Here is an 18,435-nt window from a genome sequence, read left to right on the forward strand (position 1 = left end):
CCTCCTCACTTACATACTTTTTCATTCAACTCTTTTAACGCATTCGGTACTCCGTTTTCTTCTATTTGCAAAAGGTGATTAGCTACCATCTCAACAAGATTCGGAATGTTAGCTAGATTCCTTCCCCATAATTGATCATTACTCAACACTTCTTCTGTCAGTTGATGTAAGGTGACCATCTTATCTTCATAGCGCTTCCATTTCTCACGTAAAAATTTCAGTGTCTCTAACTGATCCTGAAGGTCAATATTTTCTTCTCCCCTTTTCCCTCGATAGAAGTAAATAAGAGAGCTTAATGAAAACACCATCCTTTTTGGCAACTTACATTTATGATTCATGTACTCTAGAAATGTTGGAATATTTCTTGTTTGAAACTTTGAAATGGAGTTTAAAGAAATACTCATTAAGTAATGCTTAAAATAAGGGTTGGCAAATCGGCTTAGTACTTCCTCAGCATACAATGAAAGATCTTTTTCCTCGCCTTCAAGAGTGGGGATAATTTCCTCGGTAATCATTTCTTTCAAAAATACACCAACATCAGGATCATTGACAGCGTCTTCAACCGTTTCGAGATGAGATAAATAAGCAACAGGTGTCATGGCCGTATGCGCACCGTTTAGTATTCTTACCTTTCTTGTACGATATGGTGTCAAATCATCCACGACTATCGTATTCAACCCTGTATTCTTTACCGGCAGCTCATCATAAAGAGATTGCGGACCCTCAATGACCCAAAGATGATACTGCTCACCAACAACCATTAATTCATCAATAAACCCAAGTTCCTTTGTTTTCTCTTCAATGGTGTCACTTGGATATCCTGGTACAATTCGGTCAACAAGACTTGAGTAAAACGTATTTGCTTGATGAATCCACTGAATAAACTCATCATTCAAATTCCAAAGTTTAGCATATTTCAAGACTAATTCTTTCAAAACCTCACCATTATTTTCAATCAGTTCACAAGGGATAATGATGCATCCTCGGCCCACATCACCTGAAAACGCTTTGAATCGATAGTATAAAAACGCCGTCAATTTTGCAGGAAAACTTTTCTGTGGTCGATCGTCCAACCGATCTTCCGGCTGAAAAGCAACGCCAGCCTCGGTTGTGTTGCTCACAATAAATCGAAGCTCTTCGCTAGCTGCTAATTTGACGTACTCATCATAATCAGTAAACAGATTAATCCCTCTACTGATGGAATCTATCACCTGAAATTCATTTACGGGACGTCCCTCTTTCATGCCCTGTAAATATAAAGTGAATAATCCATCCTGACGATTTAGTCTCTCAATTTTTTCGAACCCTCTCGGTTGTATAACGACTGCACTTCCATTAAAGTCAGCCTTCTCGTTTAAAACTTGTAATTGCCAGTCTACGAATCCTCTTAGAAAATTTCCTTCACCAAATTGAAGAACTCTTTCAGGATATGATTTGGACTCAGGATAGCTGCTTCGATTTAACCTTTGCAATAAAACTCCCTCCTTCTATTAATGCACACGTTAACATTTTTATATAAAACCATTGGATGCTATGACAGCATCCTAACGGAGTCCCTAACAATTAGCTCTGTTTTCATAAAGGTTCTCTCAACTTCCTCCTCTTTTCCCCCAATAAGTGAAAGTAGTCTCTCTACACCAACCCTACTAATCTCTTCTACCGGACGCTTCACTGTGGTCAACCTTGGCGTTGTATATTGTGAAAAACCAATATCATCAAAGCCTACAATGGATATGTCGTACGGTACACTTAACCCTCGAGCAAATACCGTATTCATAGCACCAATAGCCATATCGTCATTCGAACAAAAGACAGCCGTAGGAGGAGATGTAAGGGAAAGCAATTGTTCCATCGCTTGAGATCCACTTTCCATATCATAATTCCCTTGAATACTGTATTCTTTTTTAATCGGTATCCCAGCTTCCATTAACGCTTGAAGATAGCCTTCCTTCCGCATGTATGAAGATTTAAAACTTGGTGTTCCCTCAATAATGGCAATGTGGTGATGGCCATTTGTGATTAAGTACTCCACAGCCATACGAGCTCCTTCTGTGTCATTACTTAGCACATTGGGTATACTAGTCTCTTCTACTTCTCTGTTAAGAACCACTAAAGGAATTTCTTTTTGTAGCACATGATAGATAAAGGAATTGTCTGAAACACTCTGACTCATCAAAATAATGCCGTCAAATCTTTGTGAATTGATACTTGTATAGTCTTCATAATCATCGATTCCTCGGATGAATAAATTGTACTCATTCGTTATCATACTGTTTACACCCTTGATCGTGTCAGCGAGAAAGCTAGACGACGTTCCGTTACTAATGCTTGTTAAAAACAGACCAATCGTATGTGATTTTTGCATGACTAAACTTTTCGCATTCACGTTGGGTGAGTAGTTGAGCTGGGAGGCAATTTCAAGTATCTTTCGTTTCGTTGGCTCTTTAATTAATGGACTATTATTCAGTGCTCTCGAAACAGTTGTGTGCGATACGTTCGCCAATCTAGCAATATCTTTAATCGTAATCATATTGACCTTCCTTTTTGTATCATTAAAAAGCTTTCACTTCTACCTCCTGAAAAGCAAAGTAAGCTTTTGCATTGTGGTAGCAAATTCCCTGCACAATTCCTCCTAGTAGTTCCATGTCATGGGGGACCTCTCCGTTTTCGACCCACTCACCAATTAAATTGCAAACGAGTCTTCGGAAGTATTCATGCCTTGTATAGGATAGAAAACTTCTCGAATCTGTTAGCATCCCGATAAAACGACTAAATAACCCCATATTGGATAAAGCCTTCATTTGATCAAGCATACCATCCTTTGTATCATTGAACCACCAGGCCGTCCCAAATTGAATTTTCCCAGGTATCTTTCCATCTTGAAAACTGTTTATGATACTTGCAATTACATGATTATCGCCAGGATTCAAAGAGTAAAGAATGGTTTTCGGTAGCTTATCATGACGATCTAATTCATCTAGGATTTTCACTAATGGCTTAGCAATTTGATCGTCGTTAATGGAATCATAGCCTGTATCCGGTCCCAGCGAACTCAACATTCTCGTGTTATTATTACGGTTTGCGTTGATATGAAACTGCATTGCCCAATCTAAGTCTGCATAAAGCTTCCCTAAAAACAGGAGCGTAAAGGTTTTGAATTTCTTTTCCTCTTCCAAAGAGATCTGTCTTCCTGTTACTCTTTTGGCAAAAACCTGGGCGACCTCTTCAAAGGTAGCCTCCTCATATACCATAGAATCTAACGCATGGTCGGACACTCTACATCCTACTGCTTGAAAGAAACGAACTCTAGACTCGAGTGCAGCTAGATAATCCTCATAGTTTTCTATATCAATACTAGAGACTTGAGAAAGCTTAGCCACCCAATCTAAAAAACCTTCTCGCTGAATTTCCAAGCCCTTATCAGGACGGAATCCTGGAACGACACTCACTGGAAAATCCTTTTCTTCCTTTAACAACGAATGATATTCTAACGTATCGACTGGATCATCTGTCGTACAAATCACTCTTACCTTAGACTTAACGATTAACTCTCTGACTCGATAATCTTCTTTGTTCAGCAATGTGTTTACTTTTTCCCATATATACGGTGCACTCTGCTCATTTAAAATGTCATAAATTCCGAAAAATCGTTGAAGTTCTAAATGAGTCCAATTGTATAACGGATTCCCGATCGTCATGGGTACAGTTTTTGCCCACGCTAGAAATTTCTCATAGTCCGATTTATCACCGGTTATATACTCCTCAGCAATTCCATTGGCCCTCATTGCTCTCCACTTATAATGATCTCCGTACAGCCAAGCTTCGGTAATATTTTTGAACTGCTTGTTTTCATAGATTTCCTTTGGATTTAAGTGACAATGGTAGTCGATGATTGGCATTTCTTTTGCATAATTATGAAATAACGTGACTGCTGTATCATTTTTCAATAAAAAATTATTTCCCATAAACTTTTCCATAGGTTCACATCCTCTTTTATTGTTAACGTTAACATTTTTATCTGTACCTAATACCGTAATCATAAACCAAAGCCCAATCGCGTAAAGTATAGAATTCCTAAAAAGAAAGTAGAGGGCAATTTGATCAAACGCCAACCTCCCCTACTTCAGTCGTTTAAATTCTGCCGGAGAATATCCAGTGTATTTTTTAAAACTGCTACTGAAATATTGGGGATTAGAGTATCCTACTTTTTCAGCCACTTCATAGGATTTAAAATCAGTAGTTCTAAACAGTTCCATCGCCTTCTTCATTCTCGTTTCGAGCAGAAAGTCGCCAAAATTAAATCCTTTTTCAACTTTAAACAAATTGCTCAAGTACGCGGAACTCACATGTACCTGTTCTGCAACCATTTGTAGATTCACACTTGACTCATGATAGTTTTCTTTAATAAACCGGATTGCTTTATCAACAAGAGAATGCTTCTGATTTCTGTTTAATTCTTTCACAAAGCTAGCTAAATCAATAGAGATATTCGTTATTTCTAAAAAGATCTCATCAATGGTCTGCATCTTCATCAACTTACTTTCCGATTGAGTAAATCTTGTGTAATCCCATGTTTTAGCCATAATACTCGCTTCATGAAGCATTAAATGAATGCACCTAATAGCTAGTAGAATGATTTCCTCAAGAGAAACCATTTTCGTACTAATAATATCCTTCTTTACACCCTCTAGTAAAAGTGCCACTTTCTCAGGTAACCCAAGAGATATATAACGAATCAACTCTTCTACCAGTCTATTCTCGATAGCCATTTCTTCAGTATTCGTTTCCTCAATTTCTTCAATCGAAAAGGCGCGATTCGTTCCCATCATATGACGAAACTCCATCGCTTTTTTAGCTTCCAAATAAGAGCAGCCTATTCCATCTATAAGTGGGTATCTTCTCCCAGTCGAAATTGTGACGGTTGTACTGAAGCAAGCTTCAACATTCTGTCGAACCTCTTGAGTGATTTCATCTACTCTTGCCCTAGCACTCTCCATTGTCACTTCTGTATCAAAGAGAAAAATAGCAAAATGCTCCGCTTCCGCATGGAGAATATATCCCTCTATCTCCCTTTTAGCAATGACACTTTTGCACTCCTCTATCAAGTTAGCTTTCATTCCTTCTAAGGTGAAATGTGAACCAAATTCCACTTGATCCATTTTTACATAGAGCGCGGTTGTGCACGTACCATACGGCTGGATTCCGAGCACATGTAATTCCTTCATTAAATCGGTTGTTGTAAAGGAAGAGTGAGAAAGTTTCTTCAAGAACACTTGTTGGAAGTAGGCTTGACTATCACTAATTTGAGCTTCTTTTTCATATTCTATTGCTAATTCCGTTGAGGCCTGAATAAGTTTTTCGATTAATTCACTTGTTTCAACGGGCTTTAGTAAATAATCAAATGCTTTTAATTTAATGGCCTCATGTGCATATTTAAAGTCTTCATATCCCGTTAATAAAATGATTTTTGTGTTCATATCAAGATCCTTGATCGCCTTGGTCATCTCCAAACCATTCATAAAAGGCATTTGGATGTCTGAAATAACTATTTGCGGTTGATTTGCCTTTATCAACTCTAGTCCTTCTTCTCCATCAGCAGCTACCCCAACGAGTTCAAATCCATGTTCAGCCCAAGGAATGACACTAGATAAACCTTTACGGATAATTCGATCATCATCAACTATTACAACCTTATACATTTAGCCCACTCCTCCCCATGTTTTTGGGATTGTAACCATAGAGTGCGTTCCTACCCCCTCCTCACTTTCAACCGTTAACCCGTACGGTTCTCCGAAGTGCATCTTAATTCGTTCATGCACACTTCTAAGCCCAATTCCGATGGTTGGGGAATGAACCTTTTGACTTGAGAGCTCCTCCCTTATCTCACTAAGCCTGTCATGGCTAATGCCTGAGCCATTGTCAACGACTTCCAGATAAATATGATCCTCTGATTCATAGCCGTTCACAATAATCTCTCCCTTCCCACGTTTTTGCTTCACTCCATGATAAATAGCATTCTCAATAAGGGGCTGTAGAGTTAGTTTGACAATCTTGTATTTTAGTAGACTAGGATCTATCTGAATTTGATACGAAAAATCATCACCGTATCTCATTTCCTGAATAATAAGATAATTTTTGATATGAGCAAGCTCCTCCTCTAAGCTGATAATCTCCTTCCCTCTACTAATACTTATACGAAAGAAGTTAGATAAAGCAGTAATCATACTGCTAGCTTCTTTATTCATTCCCATGTCCGATAGTCCTTTAATTGAATAAAGAGTGTTATATAAAAAGTGGGGATTAATTTGTGCATGCAGGACAGAGAACTCTAGCTGTCTCTTTTCATCCTGTTCTAGTCTAATTTGCTCCAGCAGCGTATTGATTCGAACCATTAACTCATCCATTGCTGTATTTAAAATTTGAATTTCCTTTGGACCATTCGGTTGAAAGGTAAGATTCAAATTATTTTCGTTGATTTGCTTTGTTTGCTGAACAAGAGCCGATACAGGATTCGTAATGTACTTTGCGAAAAAGTTGGCAATTAAAATGGCAATAACGGTTAAAATTAAAATAACGATCAGCGTTACGTATTTAATATAATTGGCTTTCTTTAATATTTCATCAGTCGGAAACACGGCAGCAACCTTCCATTTGTTCACACCAATGGTATCGTAAATAATGGTCATCTTTTTACCATCCGCATTCTGAAACTCATATCTCCCCTTTTCCTCTTGTAACGTTTCTAAGTATTGTACTTCCTTTGAATCTAAACGATACTCTTCAGGAACTGCTTTTGAATTAAAGGTTCCATCTGGGCTTACAAGAGTAAGAAAGCCATGTTCACCAATTAACGATTTATTAAGTACATTTTCAAAAAAATCGGTACGCAAATTAAACAATAAAACCCCATTTGCCTCAGAGCTGTCCGTACCAATTAGCTTAAAAACGCTTACAACCTCAGCCTCACTGGCAAAAATATCATCAATATGTTCGTTATGCCAATAAAACCCTTCCTTGCTACCTTGATACTGCTTGGCATACTCCTTATAAGGGAACTGCTTGAACTTCATTCGGTAATCGCTTCGAAAGATCGTAAACTTGCCTTCGTGCATATCCACAAAAATCGATTCGATAATTGAATTGAAGTTTAGGTGTATCATTTTCAGTTTGTTGTTCATTTCAATATAATCATCTGGATCAATTTCTTTTGACTCTGAATTAATAATGTCTAATGTGTAGGGATCATTAGAAAAAGCAACTAACTGTTCAAAAATATCATACAGTCTGTTTTCTAAATAAGCCTTCGTTTGAAATACGGTATCATCCACACTTTTATACGCATTTTCTTCTAATTGTGTCACAGCGAGTTGATAGGAAATCCAACCGGTAAAAGCAATGAAGAAAATAATGACTGGAAGAAACAATGAGATAATCGTTGACCTGAGAGAAAATAAAAAATACCTTTTTATAAATTTGATAAACTTATTTCTCATAGATACATAGGAAGCGTTTACATTCTATCAACTTCTACTCCATTCCTTTTTCTAAAATTATCCTATTTACTAATTTACCTTATTTGTCGATAGTGGTAAATGGGTAGATTTAATGAAAAAAGGAAAACTCATAACATATGATTATGAGTTCCCTCTTATTCATCCTACTATTCTAGCTTTCCGGAACCCGCTTTTGCTTTCACTAAAGCAGGTACGCTCTGGGTCGGATGAATGTTCGTAAAAAGACTCGGCTTCCAACCCACATTCTCATTCAACTGCACCGTATGGGAGTGGTTAAACGCTTGTACCAAGTCCACTTGATTGGCCGAACTCTTTCCTTCAACAAAGGAACCACTTTCATATATGGACGTTCCCTTCCAATCTTTAATAATTTTCCCAGGATCTATATTACCTGCAAAATAGTTATTTTCTGCATAAATCTTTGATTCTACTCCTACTCCAAGCGCATAATCAAAAGGATAATCAGAACTATTATTAAACTCGTAATAATTATTGTATACGTGAACTTCCCCGTACCTTACCCTCGGTAGACGTTGAGTTAAATTTTTGTAATAGTTATGATGAAGGGTTACCTTTAATTTGCCACGATCACTTGTACGACTGTCGCTTGAACCAATAAGCGATACTTTATCATGATCCTTTAATACATTGTAGGAAATCGTCACATAGTTTGCTCCGTTGGTTACATCAAGAAGACCGTCGTGCTGCTGATATGTTCTCCCAAAAAATTTCCCAGAATCCTTATCATGGTACTGTCCATCACTGAATGTGTTATGGTCAATCCATACATGATGGGTGCCATTGGTGATCGTTACATTGTCATATTCGGAGTTCCATTCTCCATATTCCCCATCAGTTGGGTCCCATTGGGGAAAGAAGTCTCGCGGTGCTTCAAACTCGATATTACGAATAATAATGTTTTCAACATTACTCATTATAAAGCTTCCACCAAGAATCTTCGCATCATCACCGAGTCCAATAATGGAAGTGTTAGAACCGATGTTAACGACCACTTGTTGCTTTTGCTTTTGCTGCGCTCGAGATCGTGCATCTTCAAGCGGACCTGACACTTCATTTTCATACCCCCAAGCTTCCGGGTGATAGGCATCTAGATAAGCTTGAAAATCATATTCTTCATCAGCGTAATAGTCAGGGCCAATAGGGTTGTTATTTTCATCTACATTAAAATCAATGCTTCCATTCACATAAATGATTTTAGGTGTATGATCCTTTCCTCCCCCAAGAGCTTCTAGCAGTTCCTTTTTGTTCGTCACCGTAAAGATATGCTGATCATCCGAATTTGCTCCTCCTGTAGTTCCTACCCCGTAAGCAGCCCACCCGTCATTAGGAGCAAGAACCTCCTCTCCTATTTTGGGGGAAGACGCAAAGACGGGTGATAAACTCATTGCCATTAAAGAGACTGCGAATAAACTACTAACCAATTTTTTCATTCTATCACTCTCCTTTTTTTATTAAAGAACCTTTTCAAGTGCCATGCTTGCTAAAATAAATGCCCCCACACCGTGCAAATCATTTTCAGAAACAGGTCGAGAAACATAGTAATCATACACTCCAGCAGATGTACCGATACAAATTCCTTTCATCGTTAGCTTATCGCCTTCAATCTCAATCATGTGATCCAATAACCCTTGATAGCCTCTTACTGCCACTTCTAGTTGGTTGTCACTGATATATCCCTTCTCAAAGGCCCTTGCAATTGTATAAATGAACAAACTGGAACAGGAAGACTCTAACCAATTATCCTCCTCCATTCCTTTATCGACGATTTGATACCATAATCCTGTCTCTAAATCTTGGTACTTCACCAAGCTTTCAATTAAACTCTGTAATGATTGAATAAGTTCTCCACTCCCTTGATGATCTTCCGGTAAAAGATCGAGAATATCAATCAGTGCTGTACCATACCATCCAACTGATCGGCCCCAAAACTCAGGAGAGCAGCCCGTATCTTCATTAGCCCATTGCATACGTCTGCTTTCATCATAGGCATGATAAAGAAGACCCGTCTTCGTGTCCTTCATGTTTTTTCTCATCAGCTTTTCTTGAAAGAGCACCATCTCATCTAACCCTTGTTCATGAAAAGCTTGTTGGTACATTAAAGCAAAAGGACCTGCCATAAATAAACCATCTAGCCACATTTGATAAGGGTATTTGTCCTTATGCCAAAAGCCTCCTTCTTTTGTTTGATTAAGTGTAAAATACAAACCTCTTAATTTATGTGCTGCTTTTTTATACTTAGGATCACTCGTCGCTGAAAGTAAAGGATATAATAGGATGCCTACTTGAATAGAGTCCAACTGATCCCGCTCAAACAAGAAATTCCCCTCATCATCTACAAGATTATCGATATATCCTTTTAAGTACTGAAAATATTCTTGATTTCCTATTTTTTCCCAAATTCGTTGAAGTCCGTATAGATAAACTCCTTGATGGTAATGCCATTCGTTTGCAGGTGGGAGCTCCCTTGTGGAGAAGCTGTTCATCACGGTTTTCGCTGCTTTTTCTGCCATTTCTAATGCCACATCCGCGGTAACTATTGATGATTTTGTTTCTGAATTGCCCATTTTTACGCCTCCTTTAAGCTAATAAAGCCGTCTGGAAGAGTCTTAGACGGCTTTATTTTTAACAACTGATTATTAATAACTATTGATTAAAGTGTTCATCATATTTTTTCTGTGCCTCTTCAATTGCAGTCGCCCATTCATCTAAAAATTCTTCAACAGTCATCTTTCCACTCATAACTGCTTGTGTTCCTGGATCCACAATCGTATCGAGAATGGATCTGTACTCAGGCAGATAGAATGGTGGCTTGTAAAGAATTGTTTCTGGATTATCATACACACTGAATGCCGTTTGAATATGTGGAGAATTCTTTACCCATTCTTCATCTAGTACATCGGAGTTCGTTGGAATTTGGCCAACCTGTTGGTTCCAATACGATTGACTTTCCTTTGAGTTAAGGAATGCCGCAAGCTTCCACGCCTCGTCTGGATGTTCTGAGTTTTTAAACACACTGATGCCAATGGTATTCCCACCTTCAGCTACATACTTACCATCAGCCGTTTTTGGCAGCGGGATCGCCTGGAATTGACTTGGTTCTAATGCTTCATTATGCTCACCATACGAACCAATATTGTGCTGAACCATTGCTACAGCTCCTGTATCAAAGCCAGCAATCATTTCTTTATATCCATTTGTAATATCACTTTGAGGAGTGTACTCCTTATATAGAGCAAAATACTTCTTCAAAAACTCTGCATGTTCTTTGCTATTAATCGTACTTTTTCCGTCTTCAATATAGTTTTCTTCACCTGAGTAAGCATACATGAGACGTTGAAGCTGGAAGGATCCGCCTGCACCTCCACGAATAGTGTATCCGTAGCGGTTATTAGACTTGTCGGTTTGCTCTTCAATCGCAGTAAAGAATTCATCCCAGTTTTCAGGAACCTTTGTCCCTTTTTCACTAAACCAGTCAGGTCGTACCCATAAAATATCTAGATTTTGAGTATAAGGAATACCGTACAGCTTATTATCAAATACAATATCCTTGTTGAACTCAATGGCACCTGTATTGATCTTATCTTTATCCTCCCAATCGTCAAAATACGAATCTAATGGAAGTAACGCTTCTCTGAGCGCAAACTCAGGTAACCAACTTGTTTGCACGCTCCCCACATCAGGTGTGTCCTCTGCTGCAATGGAAGCATCATATTTTGTTTTAGCCGAATCCTTAGGTAATCCTACATATTCAACGTCTATATTTGGATTTTCATCTTCAAATCTTTTAATTAACTCTTCCCAAATGGGTGTCCTTTGTGGACCTGCATTTTCATCCCAGAACGTTAAAGTAACTTTCTCATTTGTATCAGTTTTCTTTTCAGAAGTAGATGGTTCATTGCTTGCACCAGAACTACAACCGGCTAAGATCAGCATGGCGGCCATTGAAGAAACCGCAACCGTTTTCAAAATTCCTTTGTACATAAATACTCCCCCTTGTGTATTGATGAGCTTTTTTTACCTTAATTATCCTTTCACTGCACCACCCATGCCATTAACCAAATGCTTTTGAGCAAAGGCGAACAGAATGACTGCAGGAATTAAAGCGATTACACTTCCAGCCGCTAATGCACCATAGTTGATATTAAACTCACCCATCATATAACTTAGTCCAATTGGTAAGGTGAATTTCTCCTGCTGATTTGTCAGCATCAAGGCTAGTAAAAATTCGTTCCATGTATAAATAAACGTAAACACACTAGTTGCCACAATTCCAGGAACTAACAATGGAAAGATGACATATCGAATGGCCTGTAGTCGATTGCATCCATCAATCATGGCTGCTTCCTCTAGTTCACGAGGAACATTCGAAATAAAGCCGTTCATTAAGACCGTTGTAAATGGAATTTCTACCGCAACATACGTAATAATTAACGAAAGCGGGTTACTAATTAGCCCCATATGTTTAAAGATGAGAAACAATGGAATAATGAGCATGGATCTTGGAATGAACTGTGTACATAGAAGCATCAAGAGAAAAGGTCGTTTGCCTTTAAACTTATATCTGCTTAACGCATATCCGGAGAGCGTGGATAAAACCAAAACGATACATACAGTAGATATACCAACTATTAAACTATTTTTAAAGTACGTTGAAAAGCCTACATTCGTCCAAGCAGTTACAAAATTTTCAATTGTAGGCGATGCGGGGATATACCCTAGTGGCCGCTTAATAATGTCCCCTTCCTGCTTAAATGCGGTGTTGATAGTCCAATAGAGTGGAAAGAGAGTGAAAACAAGCATGACCAGTACGGGTAGGTTAAAGGTTAGTAATCGGTCAAGTTTTTTTTGATTATTCATGTTTAATTCTCCTCTCTTTCAAATCTAGTTATTCGTAAATAAACAGCTGCGAATATGAAAAGTATACCAAATGCTACAACTGTTAAGGCCGACCCATAACCAAAGTTACTTCCATGGACAGCTTGTTCCGCAATATACATCGTTAATGTTGTCGTACTATGAGCTGGTCCTCCACCTGTTAGGTTGAAAAGAAGATCGACATTATTAAATTCCCAAATCACACGAAGCAATGTCGTTAAAACGATTGTGTTTTTCAATTGTGGTAAAGTTACGAACCAAAAGGACTTGACGCGTCCTGCCCCATCAACTTTAGCTGCTTCATAAAGTTCTTCAGGTATACTTTGAAGTGCTGCGAGTAGTGTGATGGCGAAGAACGGAATCCCTCTCCAAAGCTCAGCAATGATAACTGAAATGAAGGCTGTTGTACTGTCTGCTAGCCACGCCTTGCTTTCACTAATCACACCTAGTCTTAGAAGGATATCGTTGATTACTCCCATATGCTCATTAAACATTAATGACCACATAACAGAAGCCAGAACGCCCGAGATGGCCCAAGGAATAAAAGCCGCCGCTCTCACCATTCCCCTAAATTTAAACTTTTGATTGAGGAGAAGGGCTGCCGATAATCCAAAAATGAGCTGCAAGCCTACTTGTGAGACCACCCATTTAAAAGAGATCCATAGACTAGGGAAGAACAATTTATCCTGAGTAAAGATTTTTTTAAAGTTTTCTAGTCCCGCAAATCCGTTATAAAATGGAGCCGACACATCGTAATTTTGTAAGCTATAATAAAATACCGTCCCAATAGGGTAAAATAAAAATATAGCAATCATCAAAGTTGAAGGTAAAATAAACAAATAAGGAACCACGTTTTTAAGCTTTAATTTTTTTCTAGGTCCTTTTTCTTCCGCAGGAACAATGTCCAATTCTACTTCTTGTCGAAGATTCATAGATTCGCTCCTCCTTTCTTGTTTTCATTCTAAACGAAAACGCTTACATTAAGAATTCAAAATCTTTAGATAAATATTTGATATTTTTAGATGTTTTTAACATTTGAATCAAAAAAGCCTATCCCAAAAAGGATAGACCGTTTTACGTATTATTTTCACTTTATTTTCTATGAACATTCTTATGATTCCATCGTTACTTGAATCTCTTTCTCTTTTAAAACACTAAACAGCTCTTCGATATGCTCATTATTTTTTGTTTCAACTGATAGATCCAGTTGTGCGTAGCCAGGATAAATATTTTTCCCCATATGATGGAGATGAACATCTTGAATATTGGCATCTAATTCCGTTATCGAGCTGACCACCCGTTGAAGCTCTCCAGGCTTATCCTTTAAAATGATGGAAAAGTTCGCGTACCTTCCTGACTCAACAAGTCCACGTTCAATAATCCTAGATATAAAATGAACATTGACATTGCCCCCACTTAAAACAGCTGCCACCTTTTTATTTGTTATATTTATTTTTTTATACAATAATGCGGCAAGAGAACTAGCCCCTGACCCCTCAACTAGTAATTTATTTCTTTCTAAAAGCAAGAGCATCGTCCGTGCAATTTCCATTTCGTCCACACACACGATATCGTTTACATATTTTTTCACAATTTCGAAATTGCTCGCTCCCGGTTTTTGTACAGCAATTCCATCTGCCATTGTTGGTGAAGATTTAATGGCAACGGGCTTCTGTTCGATTAGTGATTGTTTCATACTAGGACACGCCATGGTTTGAACACCATATACAGCAATATTAGGATTTTTTTCCTTCACAGCCATTGCGACACCAGCTATCAGTCCCCCACCGCCAACCGGACAAATAACCGCCTCTACTTCAGGAAGCTGATCAAGAATCTCTAGACCCACTGTTCCTTGACCCGTGATGACCGCCTCATCATCAAAGGCGTGAATAAATGTAGCACCTCTTTTTTCGTTCAGCTCTAAAGCGAAAGCGAGTGCTTCATCAAACACATTTCCCTCTAATATTACCTCTGCCCCGTATTGCCTTGTTGCAAGCACTTTACTGAGCGGTGCTCCCTTCGGCATTACAATCGTACATGGAATCCCTAGCATTTGACTTGAATAGGCAACACCTTGTGCGTGGTTACCAGCAGATGCAGCTACCACTCCTTTTTTTAATTCTTCTTCAGATAAAGAGATTAGCTTATTATAAGAACCCCTCACCTTAAAAGATCCAGTCTTTTGAAGATTCTCTAACTTTAAATATACTTCATTTTGAGCAAGGTCACTAAACGTTTTGGAATAATCCAAAGGAGTTTCATGCACAATGCCCTTCATCTTCTCTCGGGCAATAATGATGTTATCTAGGTTCACAGTAACTCCTCCTAGGTCCTATTATTTAGTAGTAGGATGTGCATCATTATTGGAAATATGTAGTGCTTATCAGCTCATCTAAAATCGTTTACAAATTCTTATAAGAAAGTATTAGATTATATTATAATTAATTTATTTTTCACTAAAATTAGTCTATAATAAAGGGAGATCATCCATATATTAAAAATAAGCATGTGCTTTGAACACACGCTTACCTTTAACAATGCATAATCGCAGAATGTGCGATTGGCGATCAACAATACGGTTTCTTTTCAAAGTAAAGCCCACCTGTTCCGGCCAAAGATACAGGGTGGGTTTTACTTTTTTATTTTATCAATTAAAAGTACGATTAGAGTTACCAATGCTATTACGAACATTGCTGAATCTAAATCCACGCTTGTCACCTCCCATAAGGAAGGCTCAATCGCCCCACCCTGCAACTATGCTATTGTCTTTTCTATTATATCATACCGAACATATGTTTTCTTCCTGTGTTGTTAAATTTTTGTAGGTCCATTTATTCAAATTAATAAAAGCGACTCTAAAACAAAGAACCTCCCATCAAAAATAGATTAGAGGTTCAGTATATTTTTATTAACTAAAAACTGGTTCTTTCTCTGTTAAACCAAGTGTTTCTGCGGTTGAGTGATGGATTCTTCGTAATAGGTCTGGGTTTTCCATTAGTGACAGGCCATAAGAAGGGATCATTTCTTTAATTTTCGGTTCCCATTCATTTATATGTTCCGGGAAGCACTTTTTAATGATCTCTAGCATGACGTAAACGGCCGTTGATGCACCCGGAGAGGCTCCTAGTAATGCTGCAATGGAACCATCTTCAGCAGTAATCACTTCTGTACCAAATTGGAGCGTTCCTTTGCCCCCATCTTCTGTGTCCTTTATCACTTGCACACGTTGACCTGCTACTACTAAATCCCAATCTTCGCTCTTAGCATTCGGGATAAACTCACGTAACTCTTCCATACGTTGTTCCTTTGATAACATCACTTGCTGAATCAGGTATTTTGTCAAAGACATTTCTTTTGCCCCTGCAGCCAACATCGTTAAGAGATTATCCGGCTTTACAGAAGTTACTAAATCAAATACAGAACCTGTTTTTAAAAACTTAGGTGTAAAGCCAGCAAACGGTCCAAATAGTAAGGATTTTTTATTGTCAATAAATCTTGTATCTAAATGCGGTACAGACATAGGCGGAGCCCCAACCTTTGCTTTCCCGTATACTTTTGCATGATGTTGCTCTACAACAGTTGGATTATTACAGACCATAAAAATTCCGCTTACAGGGAAACCTCCAATATGTTTTCCTTCAGGAATACCGGATTTTTGCAGTAAATGGAGGCTTCCTCCTCCACCTCCAATAAAGACGAATTTGGCTGTATGATGTTCAACCGTACCACTTTCGAGATTCCGAACTTTCAATTCCCACAATCCATCGTTAGTACGTTTTATATCAAGCACACTATGATTATGGTTTATTTGCACATCTTTGCTCTCTAAATAGGTAAACAGCATGCGTGTTAACGCACCAAAGTTGACATCCGTTCCAGAGTCTATTTTTGTAGCAGCTATAGGTTCATTGGTTGATCGGTTTTGCATAATAAGAGGAATCCATTCCATTAGTTTTTTTGGATCCTCGGAAAACTCCATTCCTTGGAATAATGGATTATTTGACAACGCTTCAAATCGCCTCTTTAAAAAAGCTATATTTTGTTCTCCTTGCACTAAACTCATATGAGGCAGTGGCATGATAAAATCCTGTGGATTATGTATCAGCCTGCTGTTTACAAGATAAGACCAAAACTGCATAGAAATCTGAAACTGCTCATTAATCTTTATAGCTTTACTAATATCTACAGATCCATCCGGTTTTTCAACCGTATAGTTCAGCTCGCACAGTGCGGCATGCCCTGTTCCCGCATTATTCCATTCGTTCGAGCTTTCCTCTCCTGTTTTCGAGAGCTTTTCAAACACTGTAATTTTCCATTCTGGTACTAATTCTTTCAGAAGTGTTCCCAACGTAGCGCTCATGATTCCGGCACCAATTAAGAAAACGTCTGATGTAGTTTCTCTTTTTCTCATTTTTACCTTCCTTATCTATATCCTAAATTCGCAGAAAGGATGTGAGCGCTACTTATGAACACACCTATTCTGTCTAATTTCTAATCCTATTATAGTCTATTATAATAAATTATAGATTAAAATATCTAGTATTATCTGATAATTATAAATTATTTCATGGAAAAAAAAATAAGAACTCCTTCCATAAATCCTTGCAATACGCAATAATTCAGCTTATTTTAGCTTCTTTCAATATAGTTAATTCGCATACTTATACAGTGAAGAACTAGTTAATGATTGAACATATCATTATTTCAGGATACTGGTAATGAAAGGACAAGCTAGTTAGTATTATATGGGGACAACCCCATTAAAAATAAGCCTTTGCACATAGCAAAGGCTTATTTCTTAACCAATCGGACGATTTACTTCTGTTAAGAAGGGTTCATTCATTTTTATCAATGTTTCGTTAACGAAGGCACCAATTCTTCCCCCGTCATTCATTTTTCCACTCCAAGTAAGTAATTCCCACTCCACCAATTGATTGGAATGATCTACAATCAATTTACATCGGTCATATCGTTTATCCATAAAGACTCTCAAGGTTTCTTGAATGTCTAAATCATGCTTTAATATATCTGCTAACACAATGACATCTTCAATCGCGATAGAAGCCCCCTGTCCAAGATGCGGAGCTGTACCATGTGCGGCGTCTCCAACAAGGACAACGTTTCCTTTATACCATGGACCTTCAACAAAGTGACTAAAAATAGGGCGATATACCACAAGTGATGGATCAACAATCATGTTTCTTGCTTCCGCTATAATTCCACCAAATTCAGCAAGCCTTTCCTGGAGCAGTACATGTAATTGGTCGTTCGGAAATCTTGGATTATCGGGTTCATGAGTTGTAACTAGAAGATACATTTCATCATCAGACATGGGAACTAAACCAGCTTTAGCTTTTTGGCCATAATAGAATAAGCCTTTGTCTACTTCTTTAGGTCTTGGAAGTGTATATCTCCAAACTCCCTGACCACTATATTGCTGGATTATATCACCAAACAACAACTGCCGGATCTTCGAATTACTTCCATCCGAACCTATTACCAAATCATAGGTTGCCGTTATTCCATTGCTCAATTCAACTGTAACACCTTCTGCCTTGTTGTCCAGTTGATTAACCGTAGTTCCCATATAGATTTTTGTTCCAATTTCTTGAACAGCATGAATCAAAATATGATGCAATTTCTTTCTTGAAATCCCATTAACTCCAGGGTATCCTTGAATGGTTGGCGATGGACCATAGAACATAAAGTGACCTGTTCCAGTATAATAATCGAAACCAGAATAAGACGTTCCCTGTTCCATGCAAGCCTCTGCTAAACCAATTTCATTCAGTGCCCTTAGAGCATTGGGCGGTTGAATAATTCCAACACCATACACATCCCATTCTAATTGTTTTTCAGCTATTTCGGCTTCAATACCAATTTTGTGAAGTGCAATGGCAGCGGCTAACCCGCTTATTCCACCACCAACTATAAGTACTTTTTTTACATATTGATTTGTCATAGCTAAGGACCTCCTCAATATTCAATTAGTAACTTTTTTTTCACCTTCATTTCATTTCAT

At 38.1% G+C, this 18,435-nt stretch carries 13 protein-coding genes; all 13 read right to left on the bottom strand.

Annotation, left to right across the window (positions count from 1 at the left end):
• Positions 1 to 5: 5 nt before the first annotated feature.
• Positions 6 to 1,472: a tagaturonate reductase gene (locus tag ACGLXV_RS18420; RefSeq protein ID WP_391559790.1), complete on the bottom strand. Its 1,467-nt coding sequence runs from the start codon at positions 1,470 to 1,472 to the stop codon at positions 6 to 8.
• Between the two features lie 59 nt (positions 1,473 to 1,531).
• Positions 1,532 to 2,530, bottom strand: coding sequence for a LacI family DNA-binding transcriptional regulator (locus tag ACGLXV_RS18425; RefSeq protein WP_391559791.1), 999 nt, complete (start codon positions 2,528 to 2,530; stop codon positions 1,532 to 1,534).
• A gap of 22 nt (positions 2,531 to 2,552) precedes the next feature.
• Positions 2,553 to 3,977, bottom strand: a complete 1,425-nt coding sequence (gene uxaC / locus ACGLXV_RS18430) for a glucuronate isomerase (protein WP_391559792.1) — start codon at positions 3,975 to 3,977, stop codon at positions 2,553 to 2,555.
• A 141-nt stretch (positions 3,978 to 4,118) separates the two neighbouring features.
• Entirely contained in the window at positions 4,119 to 5,699 is a 1,581-nt protein-coding gene (locus ACGLXV_RS18435; RefSeq protein ID WP_391559793.1) for a response regulator, read from the bottom strand.
• Complete coding sequence (locus ACGLXV_RS18440; RefSeq protein WP_391559794.1) at positions 5,700 to 7,424, bottom strand: sensor histidine kinase; 1,725 nt, start codon at positions 7,422 to 7,424, stop codon at positions 5,700 to 5,702. It lies immediately after the preceding gene.
• 236 nt (positions 7,425 to 7,660) lie between these two features.
• On the bottom strand, positions 7,661 to 8,965 hold the full coding sequence (locus ACGLXV_RS18445) for a pectate lyase family protein (protein WP_391559795.1): 1,305 nt from the start codon (positions 8,963 to 8,965) through the stop codon (positions 7,661 to 7,663).
• 21 nt (positions 8,966 to 8,986) lie between these two features.
• Positions 8,987 to 10,099, bottom strand: coding sequence for a glycoside hydrolase family 88/105 protein (locus ACGLXV_RS18450; RefSeq protein ID WP_391559796.1), 1,113 nt, complete (start codon positions 10,097 to 10,099; stop codon positions 8,987 to 8,989).
• Between the two features lie 79 nt (positions 10,100 to 10,178).
• Positions 10,179 to 11,516 carry an ABC transporter substrate-binding protein gene (locus ACGLXV_RS18455; protein ID WP_391559797.1) on the bottom strand — a complete coding sequence of 446 codons (1,338 nt, stop codon included), beginning with the start codon at positions 11,514 to 11,516 and terminating at the stop codon, positions 10,179 to 10,181.
• A gap of 42 nt (positions 11,517 to 11,558) precedes the next feature.
• Positions 11,559 to 12,392 carry a carbohydrate ABC transporter permease gene (locus tag ACGLXV_RS18460; RefSeq protein WP_391559798.1) on the bottom strand — a complete coding sequence of 278 codons (834 nt, stop codon included), beginning with the start codon at positions 12,390 to 12,392 and terminating at the stop codon, positions 11,559 to 11,561.
• 2 nt (positions 12,393 to 12,394) lie between these two features.
• On the bottom strand, positions 12,395 to 13,342 hold the full coding sequence (locus ACGLXV_RS18465) for a carbohydrate ABC transporter permease (RefSeq protein WP_391559799.1): 948 nt from the start codon (positions 13,340 to 13,342) through the stop codon (positions 12,395 to 12,397).
• A 179-nt stretch (positions 13,343 to 13,521) separates the two neighbouring features.
• Positions 13,522 to 14,691 (bottom strand): threonine ammonia-lyase, encoded by a 1,170-nt coding sequence (gene ilvA, locus ACGLXV_RS18470; protein WP_391559802.1) that lies wholly within the window; start codon positions 14,689 to 14,691, stop codon positions 13,522 to 13,524.
• Between the two features lie 630 nt (positions 14,692 to 15,321).
• Entirely contained in the window at positions 15,322 to 16,824 is a 1,503-nt protein-coding gene (locus ACGLXV_RS18475) for a malate:quinone oxidoreductase (RefSeq protein ID WP_391559800.1), read from the bottom strand.
• 387 nt (positions 16,825 to 17,211) lie between these two features.
• Complete coding sequence (locus ACGLXV_RS18480) at positions 17,212 to 18,375, bottom strand: FAD-dependent oxidoreductase (RefSeq protein ID WP_391559801.1); 1,164 nt, start codon at positions 18,373 to 18,375, stop codon at positions 17,212 to 17,214.
• Positions 18,376 to 18,435: the final 60 nt, after the last annotated feature.

This window comes from Robertmurraya sp. (assembly GCF_036676585.1).
GTDB lineage: Bacteria > Bacillota > Bacilli > Bacillales > Cytobacillaceae > Robertmurraya_A.

What these genes read in the sequence shown, in the direction of transcription:
- ACGLXV_RS18425 (WP_391559791.1), bottom strand. Translation starts at nt 2,530, where the DNA reads ATGATTACGATTAAAGATATTGCTAGATTGGCGAACGTATCGCACACA.
- uxaC (WP_391559792.1), bottom strand. Translation starts at nt 3,977, where the DNA reads ATGGAAAAGTTTATGGGAAATAATTTTTTATTGAAAAATGATACAGCA.
- ACGLXV_RS18435 (WP_391559793.1), bottom strand. Translation starts at nt 5,699, where the DNA reads ATGTATAAGGTTGTAATAGTTGATGATGATCGAATTATCCGTAAAGGT.
- ACGLXV_RS18445 (WP_391559795.1), bottom strand. Translation starts at nt 8,965, where the DNA reads ATGAAAAAATTGGTTAGTAGTTTATTCGCAGTCTCTTTAATGGCAATG.
- ACGLXV_RS18450 (WP_391559796.1), bottom strand. Translation starts at nt 10,099, where the DNA reads ATGGGCAATTCAGAAACAAAATCATCAATAGTTACCGCGGATGTGGCA.
- ACGLXV_RS18455 (WP_391559797.1), bottom strand. Translation starts at nt 11,516, where the DNA reads ATGTACAAAGGAATTTTGAAAACGGTTGCGGTTTCTTCAATGGCCGCC.
- ACGLXV_RS18460 (WP_391559798.1), bottom strand. Translation starts at nt 12,392, where the DNA reads ATGAATAATCAAAAAAAACTTGACCGATTACTAACCTTTAACCTACCC.
- ACGLXV_RS18465 (WP_391559799.1), bottom strand. Translation starts at nt 13,342, where the DNA reads ATGAATCTTCGACAAGAAGTAGAATTGGACATTGTTCCTGCGGAAGAA.
- ilvA (WP_391559802.1), bottom strand. Translation starts at nt 14,691, where the DNA reads ATGAAGGGCATTGTGCATGAAACTCCTTTGGATTATTCCAAAACGTTT.
- ACGLXV_RS18475 (WP_391559800.1), bottom strand. Translation starts at nt 16,824, where the DNA reads ATGAGAAAAAGAGAAACTACATCAGACGTTTTCTTAATTGGTGCCGGA.
- ACGLXV_RS18480 (WP_391559801.1), bottom strand. Translation starts at nt 18,375, where the DNA reads ATGACAAATCAATATGTAAAAAAAGTACTTATAGTTGGTGGTGGAATA.